The following is an 18,321-nucleotide window of genomic DNA, read 5'->3' as shown; positions in this document are numbered from 1 at the left end:
AGCGTTAAATATGAAGAGGTGTATCTCAAAGCTTATAGCAGTGTCACAGATGCGAAAAAGCAATTGAGTGCATATTTTGAGTTTTATAATCTGAAACGACCTCATTCGAGTCTAGACAAAATGACACCAAATGAGTTTTACTATGATCAGCTACCCCAACAAAACAAGGTGGCTTAACTAGAGCGGAATATCACTTATAAATACGCTTTTAGTTGTTCAAACATGTGGGACCACCTCTTTCCATTGGCAGTTAGAATTAAAGTATCGCCAGTATTCACATTTGACGACTCGGTATCGTTGTCTGAATCACTATTACAACCTAACAATGCAAAGCTTGCTAATGCAGTAACAGTCAAAGCTGTAATTTTCTTATTCATGTGTCTATCCTGATCTCAAAGTTATTTATAATAAGAAGTCGTCTTCCAATGAACGGTTTAAATTGACAAAGCTTCTTGATATTCATTTTTGTTTGGAGGAAATTCCAAAAAAGATGGATGTATTAAGTTAAAAAATACAAATCACAATTTTTTGAAATTCACTTCTACTTTAATCAGGTTATGCGGACTAGGGTATAAAGTAAATTAATGTTTTTAAGTGATTTTTTGGTAGTAGCGTGTCGATTGGTAATTATTCACGAGGAATTCACGCTCGTTAAGAAACGTTAATTAGTGCACAGAAATTATTTTTTAAAATTGGATTATCTCATATCAAAAAATAAAAAAGAGAACATGACTGTTCTCTTTTTTAATTTATACAAACTTAATTAAGCTTCGACAGTTTGTACAGCAATTTTCTTAGCAGGGTCTACTTTGCGACGAACCGCAGGAACAGGTTCACCATGATACTGACGATCTGCAAAGTAGCTTGAACGGACCATTGGTGCAGACCAAATATTTTTGAAGCCTAATTTACGACCATGTTCTGCGTAACGTTCAAATTCTTCTGGCGTTACAAAGCGATCTATTGGCGCATGTTGCTTAGATGGTTGTAAATATTGACCAATTGTTACGTAGTCCACATCATGAGCACGAAGATCATCAAGTAAAGAAATCACTTCTTCTTCAGTTTCACCAATACCCACCATCAAACCACATTTGGTAGGAACGTCTGGGCAGTATTCTTTAAACATTTTTAAAAGATTCAAAGAATGTTGATAGTCTGAACCTGGACGCATTGCTTTATATAAGCGAGGTACTGTCTCGATATTGTGGTTAAAAACGTCAGGTGGACATTCAGTCATAATGCGTAAAGCAATATCCATGCGACCACGGAAATCAGGAACTAAGATTTCAAGTAGCGTTTTTGGACTCAAAGCACGAGCTTCTTTAATACAATCCACAAAATGTTGAGCGCCGCCATCTAAAAGATCATCACGATCTACAGAGGTGATAACCGCATATTTCAAACCCAGGTTTGAAATAGTTTCCGCCATATGACGAGGTTCATCAGGATCAAGTGCATTTGGTCGACCATGAGCAACGTCACAGAAAGGACAGCGACGAGTACAAATATCGCCCATAATCATAAAAGTCGCAGTACCACCACCAAAACACTCTGGAAGGTTAGGGCAGGCAGCTTCTTCACAAACAGTATGGAGTTTTTGCGAACGTAGAGTTGTTTTTATACGCTGAACCTCTTCAGGTGCAGTCATTTTGACGCGAATCCAGTCTGGTTTACGAGGTACTTCAACCGTAGGTATAACTTTTACAGGAATTCTAGCGACTTTTTCAGCGCCACGAAGTTTTATGCCCTGTTCAGGTTTACGGTGTTCAGACATCTTATTTTCTACAACCTATTGCTTGAGATATTCGATTATTATAGTCAAATTTATAGGTTTATAGGATGAAATAGGTATTCATTTTGAAAATGTGAATATATAAAAATATATGGTTGAGAAATACATCAACCCATAGCATATTAGTTATCATATATATAGAAGTAAACAGCTAAGAGATAAAGGAGCTTTGAATGCCACGTAAGAAAGAGGTCGTTGGTGGGAATGTTGTAAAATTTGATGCAGTCATTCTCGGTTCTGGCCCAGCTGGTGAAGGCGCGGCAATGAAGCTAGCTAAAGCAGGTAGAAAAGTAGCAATCGTCGATGTACGTGATCAACTCGGTGGTAACTGTGCACATGTAGGTACAATTCCAAGTAAAGCCTTACGTCAAACAGTTTCAAGTATCATTCGTTATCAGCGTGATCCAATGTTTCAAAAAGTAGGTGAATGGAAACAATTCACCATGAAACAAGTGTTACGCAACGCGCATAAAGTGATTCAACAGCAAGTTGATACTCATACACGTTTTTATGATCGCAATAAGATTGATGTTTTTCATGGACGTGCGTATATCCAAGATAAAAATACCGTACTCATTTTTGGTCAAGATGGCATAAAAGATACCATTATCTGTAAACAAATTGTGATTGCAACGGGTAGCCGTCCTTATCAGCCACAAGGTTTGGACTTTAACCATCCTCGTGTTTTTGATTCTGACAAAATTCTTGATTTGGATTATTCAATTCAAAAAATCATTATTTACGGTGCTGGTGTTATTGGTTGCGAATACGCATCGATTTTTATTGGTCTAGATCATAAAGTTGATTTGATCAACACTCAGCAAAAGCTTTTAAGCTACCTTGATGATGAAATCGCTGATGCATTGTCATATCACTTGCGTGAGCAAGGAGTATTGATTCGTCACAATGAACAAATCGATCGCCTAGAAACTTTTGATGATCATGTGGTATTACATTTGCTTAGTGGCAAGAAAATCAAAGCTGATGCCATCTTATGGTGTAATGGTCGTTCAGGTAATACTGATGGCTTAGGACTCGAGAATGTAGGTCTTGTACCAAACAACCGTGGTCAGTTGATGGTAAATGATCAATATCAAACTGAAGTTGAGAACATTTATGCTGCTGGTGATGTGATTGGTTGGCCATCACTTGCATCTGCTGCATATGACCAAGGCCGTTGTGCAGGTGCAAACATGGTCGGTGAGAAAAATGTTAAACCGATTAAAGACGTACCAACAGGCATTTATACCATTCCAGAAATTTCTTCGATTGGAAAAACTGAACAAGAGTTGACTGAAGAAAAAGTACCTTATGAAGTAGGCCAAGCATCTTTCCGTCATCTAGCTCGCGCTCAAATTACTGGTGATACCGTAGGTGAGTTAAAAATCCTCTTCCACCGCGATAGTTTGGAAGTTTTAGGTATTCATTGTTTTGGTAACAATGCCGCAGAGATTATCCACATTGGACAAGTTGTAATGCATAGTCCGAATAATACATTAAAGTATTTTGTTGAAACGACATTCAACTACCCAACAATGGCTGAAGCATATCGTGTTGCAGCGTTGAATGGTATGAATCGTCTATTCTAACTTTGATCGAATTGTATGAATAAAATGCCAATCATTATGATTGGCATTTTGCCATTTAAATTGAAATAAAAAGGTTAAACATGAAAATCCAGAAAAATAATTTAGTGATCGTAACGATTATTATTGTGCTAATTGCTGCTTATGTCGGTATAGATTTAAAGCAAAACAACCTGAACGATAATGTTGTTCAGACTTCAATTGTTGAGGAAGCTACTGTTGATGATCAACAAAAGATTATGCAAGCTTATCAAGAACAGATAAGTAATATTCAAGTTCAATCCAAGGGTGAAGTAAAAGCAATTTTAGCTGATGATAATGATGGTTCAAGACACCAAAAAATGATTCTAAAACTGGAGAATGGTTTAACCGTTCTAGTGGCGCATAACATTGATTTAGCACCTCGGGTGGAGAGGCTTAGAAAAGGTGAGATAGTCGAATTTTATGGAGAATATGAATATAGCCCTAAAGGTGGAGTGATTCATTGGACTCATCATGATCCACAAGGAAAACATGTGGATGGATGGCTAAAATATCAAGGGAAAAGCTATCAATAATCTCTTTTCGCTAATTAGCCATCCATAATATGCTCTAAATTAGCTTGAAAGCCCCAAATTTTGACGAGATTTCCATTTAGGTAGTATCTTAGCTAAATAGGCATCCATGCACCATACAGGGCCAATCAGAAGGAATTGCAGATCTTTGAAGAAAGAAGGTTTCTTTCCTTCAACTTTATGACCATAAAACTGACCAATCCATGCGATTACAAACACGCCGATATAAAATCCTACTCCTACAGGTAGAATAATAATAAGCCAAGCCATTACCACCAACAAAGCAGCCATAGCCACAGCTAACACGATATCCAAGCGAGCATAGAAAACCAGTGTAAGTACAAGTAATAAAGCGGTGAGTAGAGTACTAAAATGCGCAAGAATACCAATTATTGAAAAAAGAATTGCTGGGACACATACCCAATGTATTTTTTTATTGGTTTGGTTTTGGTGACTATCGCTGTATTCATCGAACCATTCATCTATCGATTTCACAACTGCACTCCTTGCTAAATTGACAATTTATAATGTCATTACTATAGCGAAGAAAGTAGTGAGGGTCAAAAATGAATCAAAAAATAATATAAATAATAAAGCCACGTATAAACGTGGCTTTATTATTAGTTGGAAGTCTAAATATTAAGAATTTGGACCATCAACGCGTTCTATACTTACTTTCGCAGTGCCAGCATTGGTAACACCAAGTTGCTTAGCTGCGCCATAAGATAAATCTAATACACGATTACCATGGAATGGACCACGATCGTTAACCTTAACTACAACGCTTTTACCGTTGTCTTTATTGGTCACACGAATGTAACAGTTCAATGGCAGGCTACGATGAGCAGCAGTTAAACCATTCATGTCGAATGTTTCACCGCTTGCAGTCTTACGACCATGAAATTGACGACCATACCATGATGCTACGCCAGTTTGGCTAAACTTACGTACGGTATTAGACGCAACAGTGTTAAGTTTTTCAATCACTGAAGGCTCTTCTTCAGGGATATCAATTTTAGCAGCAATTGTTTGGCGACGTACTTTGTCACCAGAACTCTCAGTGATTGAAAGACTATTGACGTTAGAAAAACGAGAATTAAAATTTTGAGAATCTTTGCTCAAAACGCGGGCTGCTAAATTAGAACCTTCAACATCATTTGTTAATGATGATGATTGTACCATTTCAGCATGTAACGGGCTTAAACTTAAGCCTGCCGTCAGCGCTAGAATATATTTCAGCGAAAACTGCATTGTATAAACTCCTAGAGAACATGCTTTTCTATCTCGACAAAACAGCATCGAAATACAGTGCACATGTCTAATTATTCACTTTTGCAATTACTTTTCTTGGGTGGATAATATTCAGCGCTTACGAAGTGTGTCTAGTCTTTAACGATAAATAGTTACAAAAAGGGTAAAAACTTACAGTTTTAGATTAAAAAACAATCAATTTTGTAACAAAATATGAAAATTGATTATTTAACACCCTTTTTGAACCATAAATTTATTGACTTTTAAATTTTGTTTAAAAAGTCGGATTATCTTCCTGCGACTTCAGTGCCTAATAACCACACCGCTGTGGCATACATTCGGCTCTTATTATAAGTCGTGATTACTTGGAAATTTGGATAAGTGATGTAGTAAATAGGTCCAAATTGGTCTTGTAATTGAATAACATTTACTAAATCAAGATCATCTATTTTTACCAAAGGGTCAATAGGTGCAATGCCTAGTCTTTTTAGTTCACCATATGGAGTTGGTTGAGTTAAATCCTTAGCAATAATACTTTCAGGATCGTTACCTAAATAACGAGCAGGGAAGCCAATTGGACGATCACGTTGCCAACCATATTGAGCTAAATAATTCGCGATTGAACCAATTGCATCAACTGCGGAGTTTCTTAAATCAATATGTCCATTACCATCATAATCCACACCTAGCTTTTGGATGTTACTCGGCATAAATTGTGGATAGCCAATAGCCCCAGCATATGAACCAACGATACTGTTGGTTGGATAGCCTTCTTTATATGTCCATGAGATCAACGCTGCGAGTTCATCACTGAAGTAATCAGCACGACGAGGATAACCAAACGCTAAGGTTGCTAGAGCGTCGCGGGTGATGAAAGAGCCTTTATTTGCACCATAACCTGTCTCAACACCTAAAATGCCTAAAATTACAGATTTTGGTACACCAAATTGTTGTTCCGCACGATTCAGAACATCTTCATATTGGTTTTTAAAGCGGACACCACGTTGAATTGTACCTTCGACCAAGAACATAGAGCGATATTCATACCAAGGCTTACTTTCACCAGGACGCGTCATGATGTTTAAAATGTTGGGTAAATTACGTGCGCCACTCATTGCACTATCAATTTGTTCACTACTTAGACCATAAGTAGTCATCGCTTTTTGTTTAAAAGCAAAATAATTTGGATGAGTGTAAAATTCATTTGCTTGCGCCCAATTACTACTCAAAAATAGACTGGCACTCAATGTTAAAAATTTAAAAGTATTATTTAGTTTAGGATGAAACATGTGTTTTATGAATTCCTCGTTATCGATGTGTATGAATTGACATCACAAGTCCAAATGTTGACATAAGTGTAATAATTGCAGTTCCACCATAGCTCATAAACGGTAACGGCACACCCACTACAGGTAAAATACCACTGACCATGCCTGCATTTACAAATACATAAACAAAAAATGACAAACCAAAGGCTCCCGCAACTAAACGCCCATAGTTATGGAAGCTTTGTAAGCCAATCTGAAATGTTCTAAAAATAATCGCGCAATATAAGAAAATAAGTAGGGTAACGCCGATCAAGCCAAATTCTTCAGAATAGGCTGCAATAATAAAGTCGGTATGACCTTCTGGTAAAAAATGTAAGTGAGATTGAGTACCTTCTAAAAAGCCTTTCCCTGAAAAACCGCCTGAACCTATCGCAGTTTTAGATTGAATAATATTCCAACCTGTACCTAATGCATCTGCCTCAGGATCTAACAAGGTAAGTACCCTTTGTCGTTGGTAATCGTGTAGTAAGAACTCCCAAGCAATTGGAATGATTACAGCGGCAACTCCAGCAGCGGCAGCAATTAATCTCCACGATAATCCACTCAAGAAAAGTACAAAAATGCCACTAGCAAGCACAAGTAATGAAGTACCTAAGTCGGGTTGCTCTGCAATTAAAAGAAAAGGTACGAGGATGAGCAGCAAAGATAGTATGACTTGAGACAAACTAGGAGGTAAGGCTTTGCGGGATAGGAACCATGCGATCATCATTGGCATGCCAATCTTCATGAATTCACTCGGTTGAACACTACCAAAGCCTGGAATATCAATCCATCTTTGTGCTCCCATGCGTACTTCACCAAACACGACTACTGCAACTAAGGACAAAACACCGAAGACATAAAAATATGGTGAGAATGCTTGATAAACTTTTGGAGGAATTTGCGCCAGAATAATCATGACGGTAAAACCAATGCCAAAGCTCATTGCTTGTTTACTGACAAGACCAACATCTTGGGCTGAAGCACTATATAAGACAGTAAGTCCTAAAAATGCATTTAGTACCAGAAATAGGCAAAGCCATGGGTCTATATGGAGTTGTTGCCACCGTGAAGGGTGAGTGGCAGTACTCAAGCCATCACGCGGTGCTTGACGTAAAAATTTGTACTGTGAGCTTGGAGACATGCGCTTCTAAATCAAGTAAATCAATGCTTCGCGAATGCTAACATAAACACTGATTTAGACAATGCAAATTTAGAAATTGTGACATTTATAAGTTTGGAAATGACTCATTATTTTTTATAAAAAAAAGCGACTATATATAGTCGCTGTTTTTTGAATATTCGAAGCTTATTTCTGAACGAGCAACTGATCGAAATGCTTAGTGAATACATCTAACTCAGCTTGGCTTAAGCTAGGAATTAGTTTTTTGATTACAATATGTACAGCAGTTTCAACACCGCTTGTTGCAACACTTGCAACACCGCGTTTTACCATGCCTAAACCCAATGTTTTGTTGTATTCAGTCATGAAGTGTTGAATAAGCGCATCAGCAAAAGATTTGAACTGTTGTGTTAATGCATCACGTTGTTCTTTACCGTTGCCCGCAGCAACTTCAGCAAAGCTTTTTTTCATGTCAGAAACTAAAGCATCTGGTAGTTGAGTACCGATACGTTGTTTACCTTCATTATCAATAAACAAGCTCTTTTCCATGAAAGCTAAAGATTCAAGAACTTGTTCATTCGATGCTTTGCCTAATAATTGCTTCATCAAAGTAGAGACAATACTACGAATCTTTTGAGCGAGTTCTTCAGTTGTATCTCGTTTGTCACTTGGTGGGAATTGCTGTACCAAATGCACCAACATCGTGTCAATCAGCTCATCAGTAAGTTGAAGAGAAATCTTGTCACGCAAAGGGTATTGTGGTTCTTTGCTGTTACGGTTGGCTTGTGCAAGTTGAATATCCTGACTCAACGTTGCAGATGGAAGAATACCGAAATAACTGGTCATTGAAGAACGTCCTCTATATCAAATTTATTCGTTTTATTGTCGTGCCAAGCGGATCGGCTCGGGCATCCATGACAAGTCAGATACTCGACAAGGGTTGATATCTAATCCACCACGACGAGTATAGGTTGCATAGACCATCAGTTTTTCTGGTTTTAAGTGTTGCCAAATATCTGCGAATATTTGTTCCACGCATTGTTCATGAAAACCATTATGCTGACGGTACGAAATAATATAGGCTAATATACTGCGATAACAAGGTTTTTTACCTTGAAAACGAATAAAAACAGTACCCCAGTCTGGTTGTCCCGTCACTGGGCAATTACTTCTCAAAAGATGAGAGTAAAGTTCAACTTCAATATTTTCTTCACTGACAGCATCGTACTGCAATAAGCTTGAATCTGGATGTTCTGAAAGACCTTCAGGGATCAGATCATCTATACAGATCCCTTGGGGTTTAGAAATCTGTAAATCATCCACTTGAAATAGTTGCAGTTCAACTTTAGCACCAGCAGCATCTGATAAATCACGCTCAACGGTCTCAACAAATAATTGTTGAGATGTAAATTGTGTGAAATTCATGCTGTTGAAATATAGTTTAAGTGATTTTGATTCAATTAAATTCGGAGAGTTGGCTGGTAAGGTTAAACGTCCTATAGCCACTTGTGGTAAACCAAGTTGGTTTAACCATGAAATCTCAAATACATGCCACCAGTCTTTGCCTTGAGCTATGCCTTCAATATCTGCATAAAGTTTGCGAGATTCAGCACGAGCAATCGGAAATAAGACTTCTGGTTGATATTGAGTAGGGTACTGGGTGTCTTTGCCCAATAAAGAATGTTCTACACTCATTCACGCATTCCTGAACCGCGAGCTAATAAATGATATGCAACTGCATAAAGGGCAACACAACATAATGTGACAACAGTGAGGGAGAATGAAACATTGACATCACTATGTCCCAAAATACCAAAACGGAAAGCGTTGACCATGTAAACAATTGGGTTAATTAAAGAGAGATTTTGCCAAAATGGACTTAAAGCACTAATCGCATAAAATACACCACCCAAGTAAGTGAGTGGAGTCAAAACGAAAGTTGGGATAATCGAAATATCATCAAATGATTTTGCATATACAGCATTAATGAAGCCACCAAGTGAAAATAATAACGAGGTGATAATCACTGTATATATAGTTACAAAGAAATTATAGATTTCCAAGTGAGTAAAAAACAAACTCATCAGAGTAACGATTAAGCCGACCAAAACACCACGACATACACCACCAATCACATAACCCCAAAGAATTAAATGTAATGGCACAGGGCTCATAATCAATTCTTCAATGCTTTTTTGGAATTTTGCACTAAAGAAGCTTGAAGAAACGTTCGCATAACTATTGGTAATCACTGCCATCATAATTAAACCTGGCACAATAAATTGCATATAGCTGAAGCCACCCATTTCACCAATGCGTGATCCGACTAAATTACCGAAAATCACGAAATATAGGCTCATGGTAATCGCTGGTGGCAGCAAGGTCTGAGGCCAAATTCGCATAAAACGACGAATTTCTTTAACGACTAAGGTCCAAAGTGCGGTTTGTAACTGATTAAAGTTCATTGATCCGCTCCTGTAAGATTTTTCTCAACCATTTTTACGAACAATTCTTCTAAGCGGTTTGATTTGTTACGCATACTACTGACTTGAATATTTTGTGATTGTAAAATCAAAAATAAATCATTCATGCTATGCGCTTTATCCATCGTAACTTCTAAAGTCACTGGATCGATTAATTCGAATTTAAATCCAATAATATTGAGTTGCAGGTTTTCGATCGGTTCTGCTAAATCACAAATAAACGATTCTTCATTAAGTTGATTTAGGAAACCTTTCATAGTGGTATCTTCTTTGATCACACCACGGTCAATAATGGCTATGCGACGACACAGCATTTCAGCTTCTTCTAAATAATGTGTCGTTAAAATGATTGAGGTACCTTTTTCATTCATTTCAGTTAAGAAATCCCACATTGAACGGCGTAATTCAATATCAACGCCTGCAGTAGGTTCATCGAGAATCAGAAGTTTTGGTTCATGCATCATTGCACGTGCAATCATTAGGCGACGTTTCATACCGCCTGAAAGCATCCGAGACTGAATATTACGCTTTTCCCAAAGACCAAGTTTCTCTAAATAATATTCAGCACGCTGTTCAGCAAGTTTTTTGGGAATTCCATAGTAGCCAGCTTGAGTGACCAAAATATCAAAAGTTTTCTCGAATTGACCAAAGTTAAACTCTTGAGGTACAACGCCTAAACACTGTTTTGCCAATGATGGATGGGTATCAAGGTTATGGCCAAAAATTTCAACTGTACCTGATGTTTTTTTAGTTAAAGAACTAATGATACTGATCGTCGTCGATTTACCTGCACCATTAGGTCCTAATAATGCATAAAACTCTCCTTCAGGTACGGTTAAATTAATACCTTTTAATGCCTGAAAACCATTACGATAAGTTTTGGACAAATCGCTCAACACCAAAGCATCAGTCATGAACGTCTCTCATTGTTAGATTGAACGCGTATTTTGAGCGATATAAAAAAATAAACCAAGTGTAAAAGTGGTTTATCTTGTTCTATATATAGAACAGCGTTGAGCAGTCATTTCGAAAGCAAATTAATAAACAGCTAGAGCCTCTATTAAGATAAAGTTTTTAAAGCATTTTTATAAAGCTTTGTTGTTTAAATAGGTAAATTTATCAATAAATTAAGAGCTTAATTTTTTAAATTGCTTAATCAAGAAATCAATAAAAATTTGAAGTTTTTTAGAGATATTCTGACCATTGGGATAAACCGCATAAAAGTTCATGATCGGGCTGTGATAGTCTTCTAAACACCGAGAAATAACACCTGCATCAAAATATTTTTTAGCAATAAAATCTGGTAGGAAGACGATGCCATGTCCTTTGGTACATAAATCTAATAATAAGTCGCCATTGTTGCAGATAAATTTTGGATAGCATTGAATCAGTTCAGTCGTCTGATCTTTACTCAAGCTAATCTTATTGTGATTGTTTTTTTGACTATAAAGTAAAATATCATGCTGTTTTAAATCATCAATCGTATGTGGCATGCCTTTTCTTTCGAGATAATCTTTTGATGCATAAAAGCTACGCTTGTATGATGCAATGACGGTATTTTGAAAGTTGTGATCCGCTTTATCGTCTACTCTTAAAGTTAGATCAAACTGTTGTTCATAAATATCAACAAAGCTGTCAGTCAAATATAGATCTATTTTAATGTGCGGAAATTGTTGAATAAAATCAGAAATAATATCGGTGAGAACATCACGACTGAAAGAAAGAGGTGCATTAATTTTTAGTTCGCCTTCGGGATATTGCTGATCATAACTAATTTCATATTTTGCCCACTCAAGTTCACTCATCATGACTTTGGCATGTTGATAAAATTTTTCTCCGCAAGGCGTAAGGTTCATCCGACGTGTAGTTCTGATGAAGAGTGAAATCTTCAAATCATTTTCGAGGTATTGAACTCTTTTTGAGACTAAGTCTCTTGAAATATTTAAATTTTTTGCTGAAGCACTAAAGTTTCCATGTTCTACGACGCTTAAAAACGTATTGATGCAATCGATTCTGTCCATGGTTTATCCATTTGAAAGTTATTAAATTTATATTCATGTATTTAGCGCAACGAAGCAAGTTTGTTTCTAATTGTCTTTAAATCGCAGACAAACTGATTCAATTTTGCTATCTATTTTTTTACATTTTGATTTGTTTTCATAGAAATACATTGTTTACAGTTACTATGTCGAGTTTGAAAATGAACAAATCACTTTTAGAACAATTATCACCAACAAATTGCCAAGTTATCTTTATCGATCATCAGCCACAAATGGCTTTTGGGGTACAGTCTATTGATCGTCAAGTTCTTAAAAACAATACAGTTGGCTTAGCAAAAGCTGCAAAAGTTTTTGGTATTCCGACTACAATTACAACCGTTGAAACAGAAAGTTTCTCTGGTCATACCTATCCAGAGCTTTTAGATGTTTTTCCTGATGCGCCTTTGCTTGAACGTACTTCAATGAACTCATGGGATGACCAAAAAGTTCGTGATGCCTTAGCTAAAAATAACCGTAAAAAAATTATTGTGTCTGGTTTATGGACTGAAGTGTGTAATAACACATTTGCTTTCGGTGCAATGCTTGAAGGTAGTTATGAAATTTATATGGTTGCTGACGCTTCAGGTGGTACTTCAAAAGAAGCACATGATTATGCAATGCAACGTATGATTCAAGCGGGTGTAGTACCAGTGACTTGGCAGCAAGTTTTACTTGAATGGCAACGTGATTGGGCGCATCGTGAAACTTATAATGATGTTATGGCAATTGTACGTGAACACTCAGGTGCATACGGTATGGGTGTTGATTACGCATATACTATGGTACACAAAGCACCAGAACGTACTACGACAAAACACGAAGTGATCCCACCTGTACCAGCAAAATAAAACTCCATAGAAGGGCATGATTTTCATGCCTTTCTTTTTTAATCATTATAATTCGATGGAGTGAAAAATGTCTCAAATCGATTTAATTTTAAGAAATGCCAAAATCTCTACACTAAATCCTCAACATCCTGAAGCTCAAGCGATTGCGATTTCTGAAGGTAAAGTGATTGCTGTAGATGACAATGATAAAATTATGAAGATGTCGACCGCGACGACCAAAGTGATTGATTTGAATGGTCGACGTGTGATTCCTGGCCTGAATGACAGTCACTTACATTTAATTCGTGGTGGTTTGCATTACAACATGGAGTTACGGTGGGAAGGTGTCCCATCTGTTTCTGATGCCTTAAGATTATTAAAAGAACAAGCTGAAAATACACCTGCTCCACAGTGGGTACGCGTTGTAGGTGGCTGGAACGAATTTCAGTTTGTTGAACGCCGTTTACCAACATTAGATGAAATCAATAAAGCTGCACCAGATACGCCAGTATTTATTCTGCATTTATATGCCAAAGCTATGCTGAATCGTGCAGCTTTAGATGCGCTTGGATTTAATAAAGATACGCCTGATCCACCAGGTGGCACAATTCAACGCAATGAAAAAGGTGAGCCAACAGGATTGTTATTGGCTACACCTTCAGCAATGATTTTGTATTCAACTTTGGGTAAAGCACCAATCCTTGAACGAGATGATCAAATCAATTCCACACGTCATTTTATGCGTGAGCTAAATCGTTTAGGAATTACCTCATTAATTGATGCAGGCGGTGGTGGGCAGAACTATCCAGAAGATTATGATGTCATTCAACATTTGCACCAAAAAGAGCAAATGACAGTGCGTGTTGCTTATAATTTATTTGCGCAAAAAGCAGGTCAGGAATATCAGGATTATCAAAAGTGGACTGAGATGACCTTTCCTGGAGATGGTGACGCTTTTTTACAAATGAATGGTGCGGGCGAGAATCTGACATGGTCTGCTGCTGATTTTGAAAACTTTCTAGAACCTCGTCCAGAACTCACCAAAGGGATGGATGCAGAATTAGAGCGTATTGTAGAGTTACTTGCTGAGAAGAAGTGGCCGTTTCGTATACATGCTACTTATGATGAAAGTATTGAGCGTTTCCTCAATGTCTTTGAGCAAGTTAATGAGCGTAAACCGTTTGCCACACGATTTATCATTGATCACGCAGAAACTGTATCTGAAAAGAACATTGAACGGATTGGTGCTTTGGGTGGTGGGATAGCAATTCAGCATCGTATGGCTTTCCAAGGTGAATATTTTGTCAATCGATATGGTGCAGATGCAGCTAAGGCCACACCACCTGTGAAAAAAATGATTGAGTTAGGTGTACCTGTTGGTGCTGGGACAGATGCAACACGAGTTGCCTCATACAATCCATGGGTTTGTCTATATTGGTTAACTACAGGTAAAACTGTGGGTGGATTACCGCTTTATGATGAGAAAAATTTATTGGATCGTCAGACTGCACTTAAACTTTGGACTAAAGGTTCAGCTTGGTTCTCAGGTGAGTCCAGCGTAAAAGGTGCATTGAAGCAGGGGGAATTGGCAGATTTAGTTGTTTTATCAGATGATTATTTCTCAATTGACCCTGAAGAAATAAAGAATATTGAATCTGTAATGACCGTTTTAGGTGGGAAGATTGTTTATGCTGCGGCAGAGTTTAAACAAGATGATTCACCTTTACCACCAGCCTCACCAACATGGTCACCAGTACGAAAATTTGGTGGGTATTGGAGAGCAACAGAAAATCGAAATGAGCCATCTCATCAACCATTACAAGCCAAATCAGCAGCTTGCGCTTGTACCAATAGTTGTGGAATGCATGGACACAGTCATGCTTGGGTTCTCGATGTTCCAGTCAAAGATAAAAAATCATTTTGGGGCGCTTTAGGCTGTTCTTGTTTTGCATTCTAACTTTATAAGTTGAGGTATTGCGTTTGATCGTGATACCTCTGAGAGTTTTATGATGAAAATGTATCTCTTATCTCTAGGCGTGGGATTATTAGTTGGCGTGTTGTATTACGTTTTAAATGTTCGTTCGCCAGCACCACCGATTGTTGCCTTAGTTGGACTATTAGGCATGGTTGTCGGTGAAAAGCTCATTCCATTTGTCAAAGATTTTTTCCCCTCATAACCTAATAAGCTAGATTTTATTTAAATAAAATTATTTACGCTTCTTAAGGTTAACGATTTAAATAATGTCTAGCTTCCTTCACTTTTTTATGGGGTAGCTATGAAATATCTTCCGAACCAAACAAAAAACAAAACTATTTTTGCTTTGTATGTTCTGACGGTGTGTATTACACCTACTTATATTTACGCAGATGAGTTTTATTCACAAAATCGTCAATATTTATTAGGAGATTGGAACGGAAAACGTAACAATCTATCAGATCAAGGTATTGATTTTAATGTTTCTTTCACAAATGAAACCGCGACCAATATTGATGGTGGTTTTAATGATGATTCAACAGTTCGTAATGCCAATCAATGGACTTTTGGAACGACTTTAGATCTAGAAAAATTGAGTGGTTGGCAGAATACCGAAGCAAAAATTAGTATCAGTAAACGTGAAGGCAGATCATTATCTACAGATCGTATTGCCGACCCTAGAACTGGGCAATTTAGTAATGTTCAAGAGATTAGTGGGCGGGGACCAGTATGGCGATTAAGTCAGGCTTGGATTCAAAAAGGATTTGAAGATCAAGGGTTAACTGTAAAAGTTGGTCGCATGAATATGGGCGAAGATTTCAACTCAGCCCCATGTGAGTCGCAAAATTTAACATTGTGTGGTGCGCAAGTAGGGAAAACGGTCTCTGAACTATGGTACAACTGGCCTATCACGGTATGGGCGGCAAATCTGAAATATGATTTGAATCCTACTTCTAGTTTGAGTGTGGGTGTTTATGAATCTAATCCAGAAAATACGAAGAAGAGTAAAGGTTTTAATTTAAGCACAGATGGTTCTAAAGGTGTTTTGATCCCTATAGAATTTGTATGGAAGCCGAAATTTAATGGTTTGAATGGATTATACCGTTTCGGTGCTTTTTATAGCTCGGCTGATGCTCTAGATGTACTCAATGATGAAAATGGGCAAGCTCAATTATCTGTTGAGCAAAGAGAAGTTCACTCAGGAAAATACAATACTTGGTTTGTGGCACAACAACAGTTAACACAACATCAAGATAATCCCAAAAGAGGCTTATCCGTTTTATTAAATTTTAATATCAATGATAAAGCAACTTCAGAAATATTAGGCTCACAACAGATTGCACTACAATATAAAGGGATGTTTGATGCCCGACCTAATGATTCCATGAGTTTAGGTGTAGCTCGAACTGAAGTGAATAAAAGATTAAGAACACGTCAAAAACTAGAAAATGAACTTAACCAAGTTACGGATGTTCAAGATCCAGCATATGTACCTATTCAATATGATGAAACGAACGTTGAATTGAATTACACATTTAACTGGTCACCGAGCATTATGTTCCGTCCCAATATCCAATATGTGCATCAAGCTGGCGGTCTTAAAGAGCTAAATGATGCTTGGGTAATAGGACTGACTACACGCTTAAACTTCTAATCAAATCAAACAGTGTAAGAAATAATAAATTAGGTGGTAAAGATGCAAACAGAATTTGAAAAAAAAAATAATGTGTGGAGAACTTGCCGTGATCCTGTTCTTTTGACTATTGTTGGTGGAGCAATCGACACCATTGGTTTTATTGCATTGTTTGGATTTTTTACAGCACATGTGACAGGTAACTTGGTGTTGGCTGGCGCGGCGTGGGTAAAAGGTGGTACTGGTTTATGGATTAAACTGGCGGCTATTCCTTTATTTATTCTTACTGTAGCAATTACGAAATATTTGATTGATAAAAGCAGTCAGAAAAGCAAAACCTTATGTGCTTTATTTCTAGCAGAAGCAATTTTCCTCACCGCTTTTATGCTGGCAGGTATTTACTTCGAACCATTTACTGATCCAGATGGAATCACCATTGCTGTGACTGGGGGATTAGGACTGATTGCTCTAGCGATTCGAAATACATCGAGTAAAACACTCATAAAACATATTAGTCCGAGTACGATGATGACAGGAAATACCACACAGTTAGGTATTGATATCTCGAACTATCTCAGAAATCGTTCCACTGATAATCGAAGTAAACTCGAACATAGCCTCAGCATTGTTTTAGGTTTTGTTATTGGGGCATTTTTAGGAGCGATACTTTACGTTTATTTGGATTTTTGGAGCGTCGGTTTCTTTATTTTGCCTGTTTTATATTTATCTTTTTTAGCTTCACAGAATAGATTCATCATGCCAGAGTCTTGAAGGGATTAGGATGAATAAGACCCGTTTAGAGGCTATCACTGATGGTGTAATTGCGATTGTAATCACTGTCATGTTGATTGAACTCAAAGTGCCAGAGGGCATACATTTTTCGGACTTAACACAAGAGTTTCATGGAATATTAAGCTATGTTTTAAGTTTTATGTATATCGGAATTTATTGGATTAACCATCACCATTTATTTCAGTTAGTCGAAAAGGTAAATGGAAAAATCATTTGGATAAACCTACATTTGATTTTTTGGTTAACGATGATCCCTTATACAACGAGTTGGTCTGCTCAAAGTAATTATTCACCAGTACCTACAGCCTTGTATGCATTCATTTTATTCATGTGTTCCTTGTCTTATGCTATGCTCGAATGGTCAATCGCTCGTGCTCAAGGTAATAAATCTGTTGTTCGTAAGGTATTAGGCAAAGATAAAAAGCTCGCAATATCTGTTTTGTTATATGCGATGTCCATATTATTGAGTCTAGTTGATACACGTTTGAGTCTGCTTGTTCTTGTCGTGCTAGCTGTACTTTGGTTTTTCCCCAATAAAAGAATTGAACAATATTGTGAGGAAAAATAAGAACAGTTAAAGATTTACATTGTTTAATGGACGTTTGGTTTATGCGCTATTTGAGTATTTTTTTGACTTTAAGCAGTGTATTTACACTTACATCTTGCCAAACGATTAACCTCAAAGAGCAGAAATTAAGTGCTTCCTTGCAAAGTAAAGTCGATAATTTTCTCATCACGAATAAATTCAGTTATCAAACGGACAATTTTCTTTATTTGATCAAAAGTAATCAAACGCAATGTTTAAATGATGTTGAAGAGTGCGTGTCACGTATCCGACAAATTAATTAGGACTTACGCACTATCATTTATAGATTCTCTGTGGTAGCAGATGATTTTTATCGAGAATAAAGTCATCAATGAAGTCTTTGATGATTGGTCTAAATAAGTTCTTTTGC

At 37.2% G+C, this 18,321-nt stretch carries 19 protein-coding genes and 1 pseudogene; 9 read left to right on the top strand and 11 right to left on the bottom strand.

The window, feature by feature from the left end:
* Window positions 1–177: integrase core domain-containing protein (locus ACSC97_RS14140; RefSeq protein ID WP_082226421.1), on the top strand; the 177-nt coding region annotated here is incomplete at its 5' end.
* A gap of 62 nt (window positions 178–239) precedes the next feature.
* On the opposite strand, the pseudogene ACSC97_RS14135 reads toward ACSC97_RS14140, so the two are convergent.
* Both ACSC97_RS14135 and lipA read right to left on the bottom strand, forming a co-directional pair.
* A pseudogene (locus ACSC97_RS14135) lies at window positions 240–377 on the bottom strand (DUF4394 domain-containing protein); the annotation flags it as partial.
* A 386-nt stretch (window positions 378–763) separates the two neighbouring features.
* The gene (gene lipA / locus ACSC97_RS14130; protein ID WP_436661542.1) at window positions 764–1,777 is read right to left on the bottom strand and encodes a lipoyl synthase; all 1,014 of its coding nucleotides are present in this window, start codon (window positions 1,775–1,777) and stop codon (window positions 764–766) included.
* Window positions 1,778–1,968: 191 nt separating this feature from the next.
* On the opposite strand from lipA, the gene sthA reads away from it, so the two are divergent.
* Window positions 1,969–3,384, top strand: coding sequence for a Si-specific NAD(P)(+) transhydrogenase (sthA, locus tag ACSC97_RS14125; RefSeq protein ID WP_004915155.1), 1,416 nt, complete (start codon window positions 1,969–1,971; stop codon window positions 3,382–3,384).
* Between the two features lie 80 nt (window positions 3,385–3,464).
* Window positions 3,465–3,938: a DUF3465 domain-containing protein gene (locus ACSC97_RS14120; protein WP_436661540.1), complete on the top strand. Its 474-nt coding sequence runs from the start codon at window positions 3,465–3,467 to the stop codon at window positions 3,936–3,938.
* A 39-nt stretch (window positions 3,939–3,977) separates the two neighbouring features.
* Here the strand turns inward: ACSC97_RS14120 and ACSC97_RS14115 are convergent, their stop codons facing one another.
* The 9 genes from ACSC97_RS14115 to ACSC97_RS14075 form a co-directional block, all read right to left on the bottom strand.
* Window positions 3,978–4,430: a DUF962 domain-containing protein gene (locus tag ACSC97_RS14115; protein ID WP_004915160.1), complete on the bottom strand. Its 453-nt coding sequence runs from the start codon at window positions 4,428–4,430 to the stop codon at window positions 3,978–3,980.
* A 144-nt stretch (window positions 4,431–4,574) separates the two neighbouring features.
* Complete coding sequence (locus tag ACSC97_RS14110; RefSeq protein ID WP_004679681.1) at window positions 4,575–5,186, bottom strand: septal ring lytic transglycosylase RlpA family protein; 612 nt, start codon at window positions 5,184–5,186, stop codon at window positions 4,575–4,577.
* 287 nt (window positions 5,187–5,473) lie between these two features.
* Window positions 5,474–6,475, bottom strand: coding sequence for a lytic murein transglycosylase B (mltB, locus tag ACSC97_RS14105; protein WP_004953667.1), 1,002 nt, complete (start codon window positions 6,473–6,475; stop codon window positions 5,474–5,476).
* 19 nt (window positions 6,476–6,494) lie between these two features.
* Window positions 6,495–7,637, bottom strand: coding sequence for a rod shape-determining protein RodA (rodA, locus tag ACSC97_RS14100; RefSeq protein WP_004915164.1), 1,143 nt, complete (start codon window positions 7,635–7,637; stop codon window positions 6,495–6,497).
* A gap of 165 nt (window positions 7,638–7,802) precedes the next feature.
* Entirely contained in the window at window positions 7,803–8,462 is a 660-nt protein-coding gene (locus ACSC97_RS14095; protein ID WP_004915166.1) for a hypothetical protein, read from the bottom strand.
* Between the two features lie 33 nt (window positions 8,463–8,495).
* Window positions 8,496–9,311 (bottom strand): NADPH-dependent 7-cyano-7-deazaguanine reductase QueF, encoded by an 816-nt coding sequence (queF, locus tag ACSC97_RS14090; protein ID WP_436661536.1) that lies wholly within the window; start codon window positions 9,309–9,311, stop codon window positions 8,496–8,498.
* Window positions 9,308–10,081, bottom strand: a complete 774-nt coding sequence (locus ACSC97_RS14085) for an ABC transporter permease (protein WP_004953671.1) — start codon at window positions 10,079–10,081, stop codon at window positions 9,308–9,310. The genes queF and ACSC97_RS14085 overlap by 4 nt, the downstream gene beginning before the upstream one ends.
* Entirely contained in the window at window positions 10,078–11,013 is a 936-nt protein-coding gene (locus ACSC97_RS14080; protein WP_004953672.1) for an ABC transporter ATP-binding protein, read from the bottom strand. The genes ACSC97_RS14085 and ACSC97_RS14080 overlap by 4 nt, the downstream gene beginning before the upstream one ends.
* A 213-nt stretch (window positions 11,014–11,226) precedes the next feature.
* On the bottom strand, window positions 11,227–12,120 hold the full coding sequence (locus ACSC97_RS14075; protein ID WP_129262608.1) for a LysR family transcriptional regulator: 894 nt from the start codon (window positions 12,118–12,120) through the stop codon (window positions 11,227–11,229).
* A 179-nt stretch (window positions 12,121–12,299) separates the two neighbouring features.
* Here ACSC97_RS14075 and ACSC97_RS14070 point away from each other — a divergent pair, with 179 nt between their 5' ends.
* From ACSC97_RS14070 to ACSC97_RS14045, 6 genes are all read left to right on the top strand, one after another.
* Complete coding sequence (locus ACSC97_RS14070) at window positions 12,300–12,986, top strand: hydrolase (RefSeq protein WP_436661533.1); 687 nt, start codon at window positions 12,300–12,302, stop codon at window positions 12,984–12,986.
* A gap of 67 nt (window positions 12,987–13,053) precedes the next feature.
* A complete protein-coding gene (locus tag ACSC97_RS14065; RefSeq protein ID WP_436661531.1) occupies window positions 13,054–14,922 on the top strand; it encodes an amidohydrolase in 1,869 nt (622 codons plus the stop codon).
* Between the two features lie 52 nt (window positions 14,923–14,974).
* Window positions 14,975–15,142 (top strand): DUF1427 family protein, encoded by a 168-nt coding sequence (locus ACSC97_RS14060; protein WP_080630817.1) that lies wholly within the window; start codon window positions 14,975–14,977, stop codon window positions 15,140–15,142.
* 99 nt (window positions 15,143–15,241) lie between these two features.
* Window positions 15,242–16,594, top strand: coding sequence for a carbohydrate porin (locus tag ACSC97_RS14055; protein WP_436661529.1), 1,353 nt, complete (start codon window positions 15,242–15,244; stop codon window positions 16,592–16,594).
* 42 nt (window positions 16,595–16,636) lie between these two features.
* Window positions 16,637–17,344 carry a YoaK family protein gene (locus ACSC97_RS14050; RefSeq protein ID WP_436661527.1) on the top strand — a complete coding sequence of 236 codons (708 nt, stop codon included), beginning with the start codon at window positions 16,637–16,639 and terminating at the stop codon, window positions 17,342–17,344.
* A 10-nt stretch (window positions 17,345–17,354) separates the two neighbouring features.
* The gene (locus ACSC97_RS14045; protein ID WP_436661525.1) at window positions 17,355–17,933 is read left to right on the top strand and encodes a TMEM175 family protein; all 579 of its coding nucleotides are present in this window, start codon (window positions 17,355–17,357) and stop codon (window positions 17,931–17,933) included.
* The last annotated feature ends 388 nt before the right edge of the window (window positions 17,934–18,321 follow it).

This window comes from Acinetobacter sp. P1(2025), from assembly GCF_051390655.1.
Classification (GTDB): Bacteria; Pseudomonadota; Gammaproteobacteria; order Pseudomonadales; family Moraxellaceae; genus Acinetobacter; species Acinetobacter junii.
Note: the sequence above shows the minus strand (reverse complement) of the source record. Positions and strands in the feature narration are given on the sequence as shown.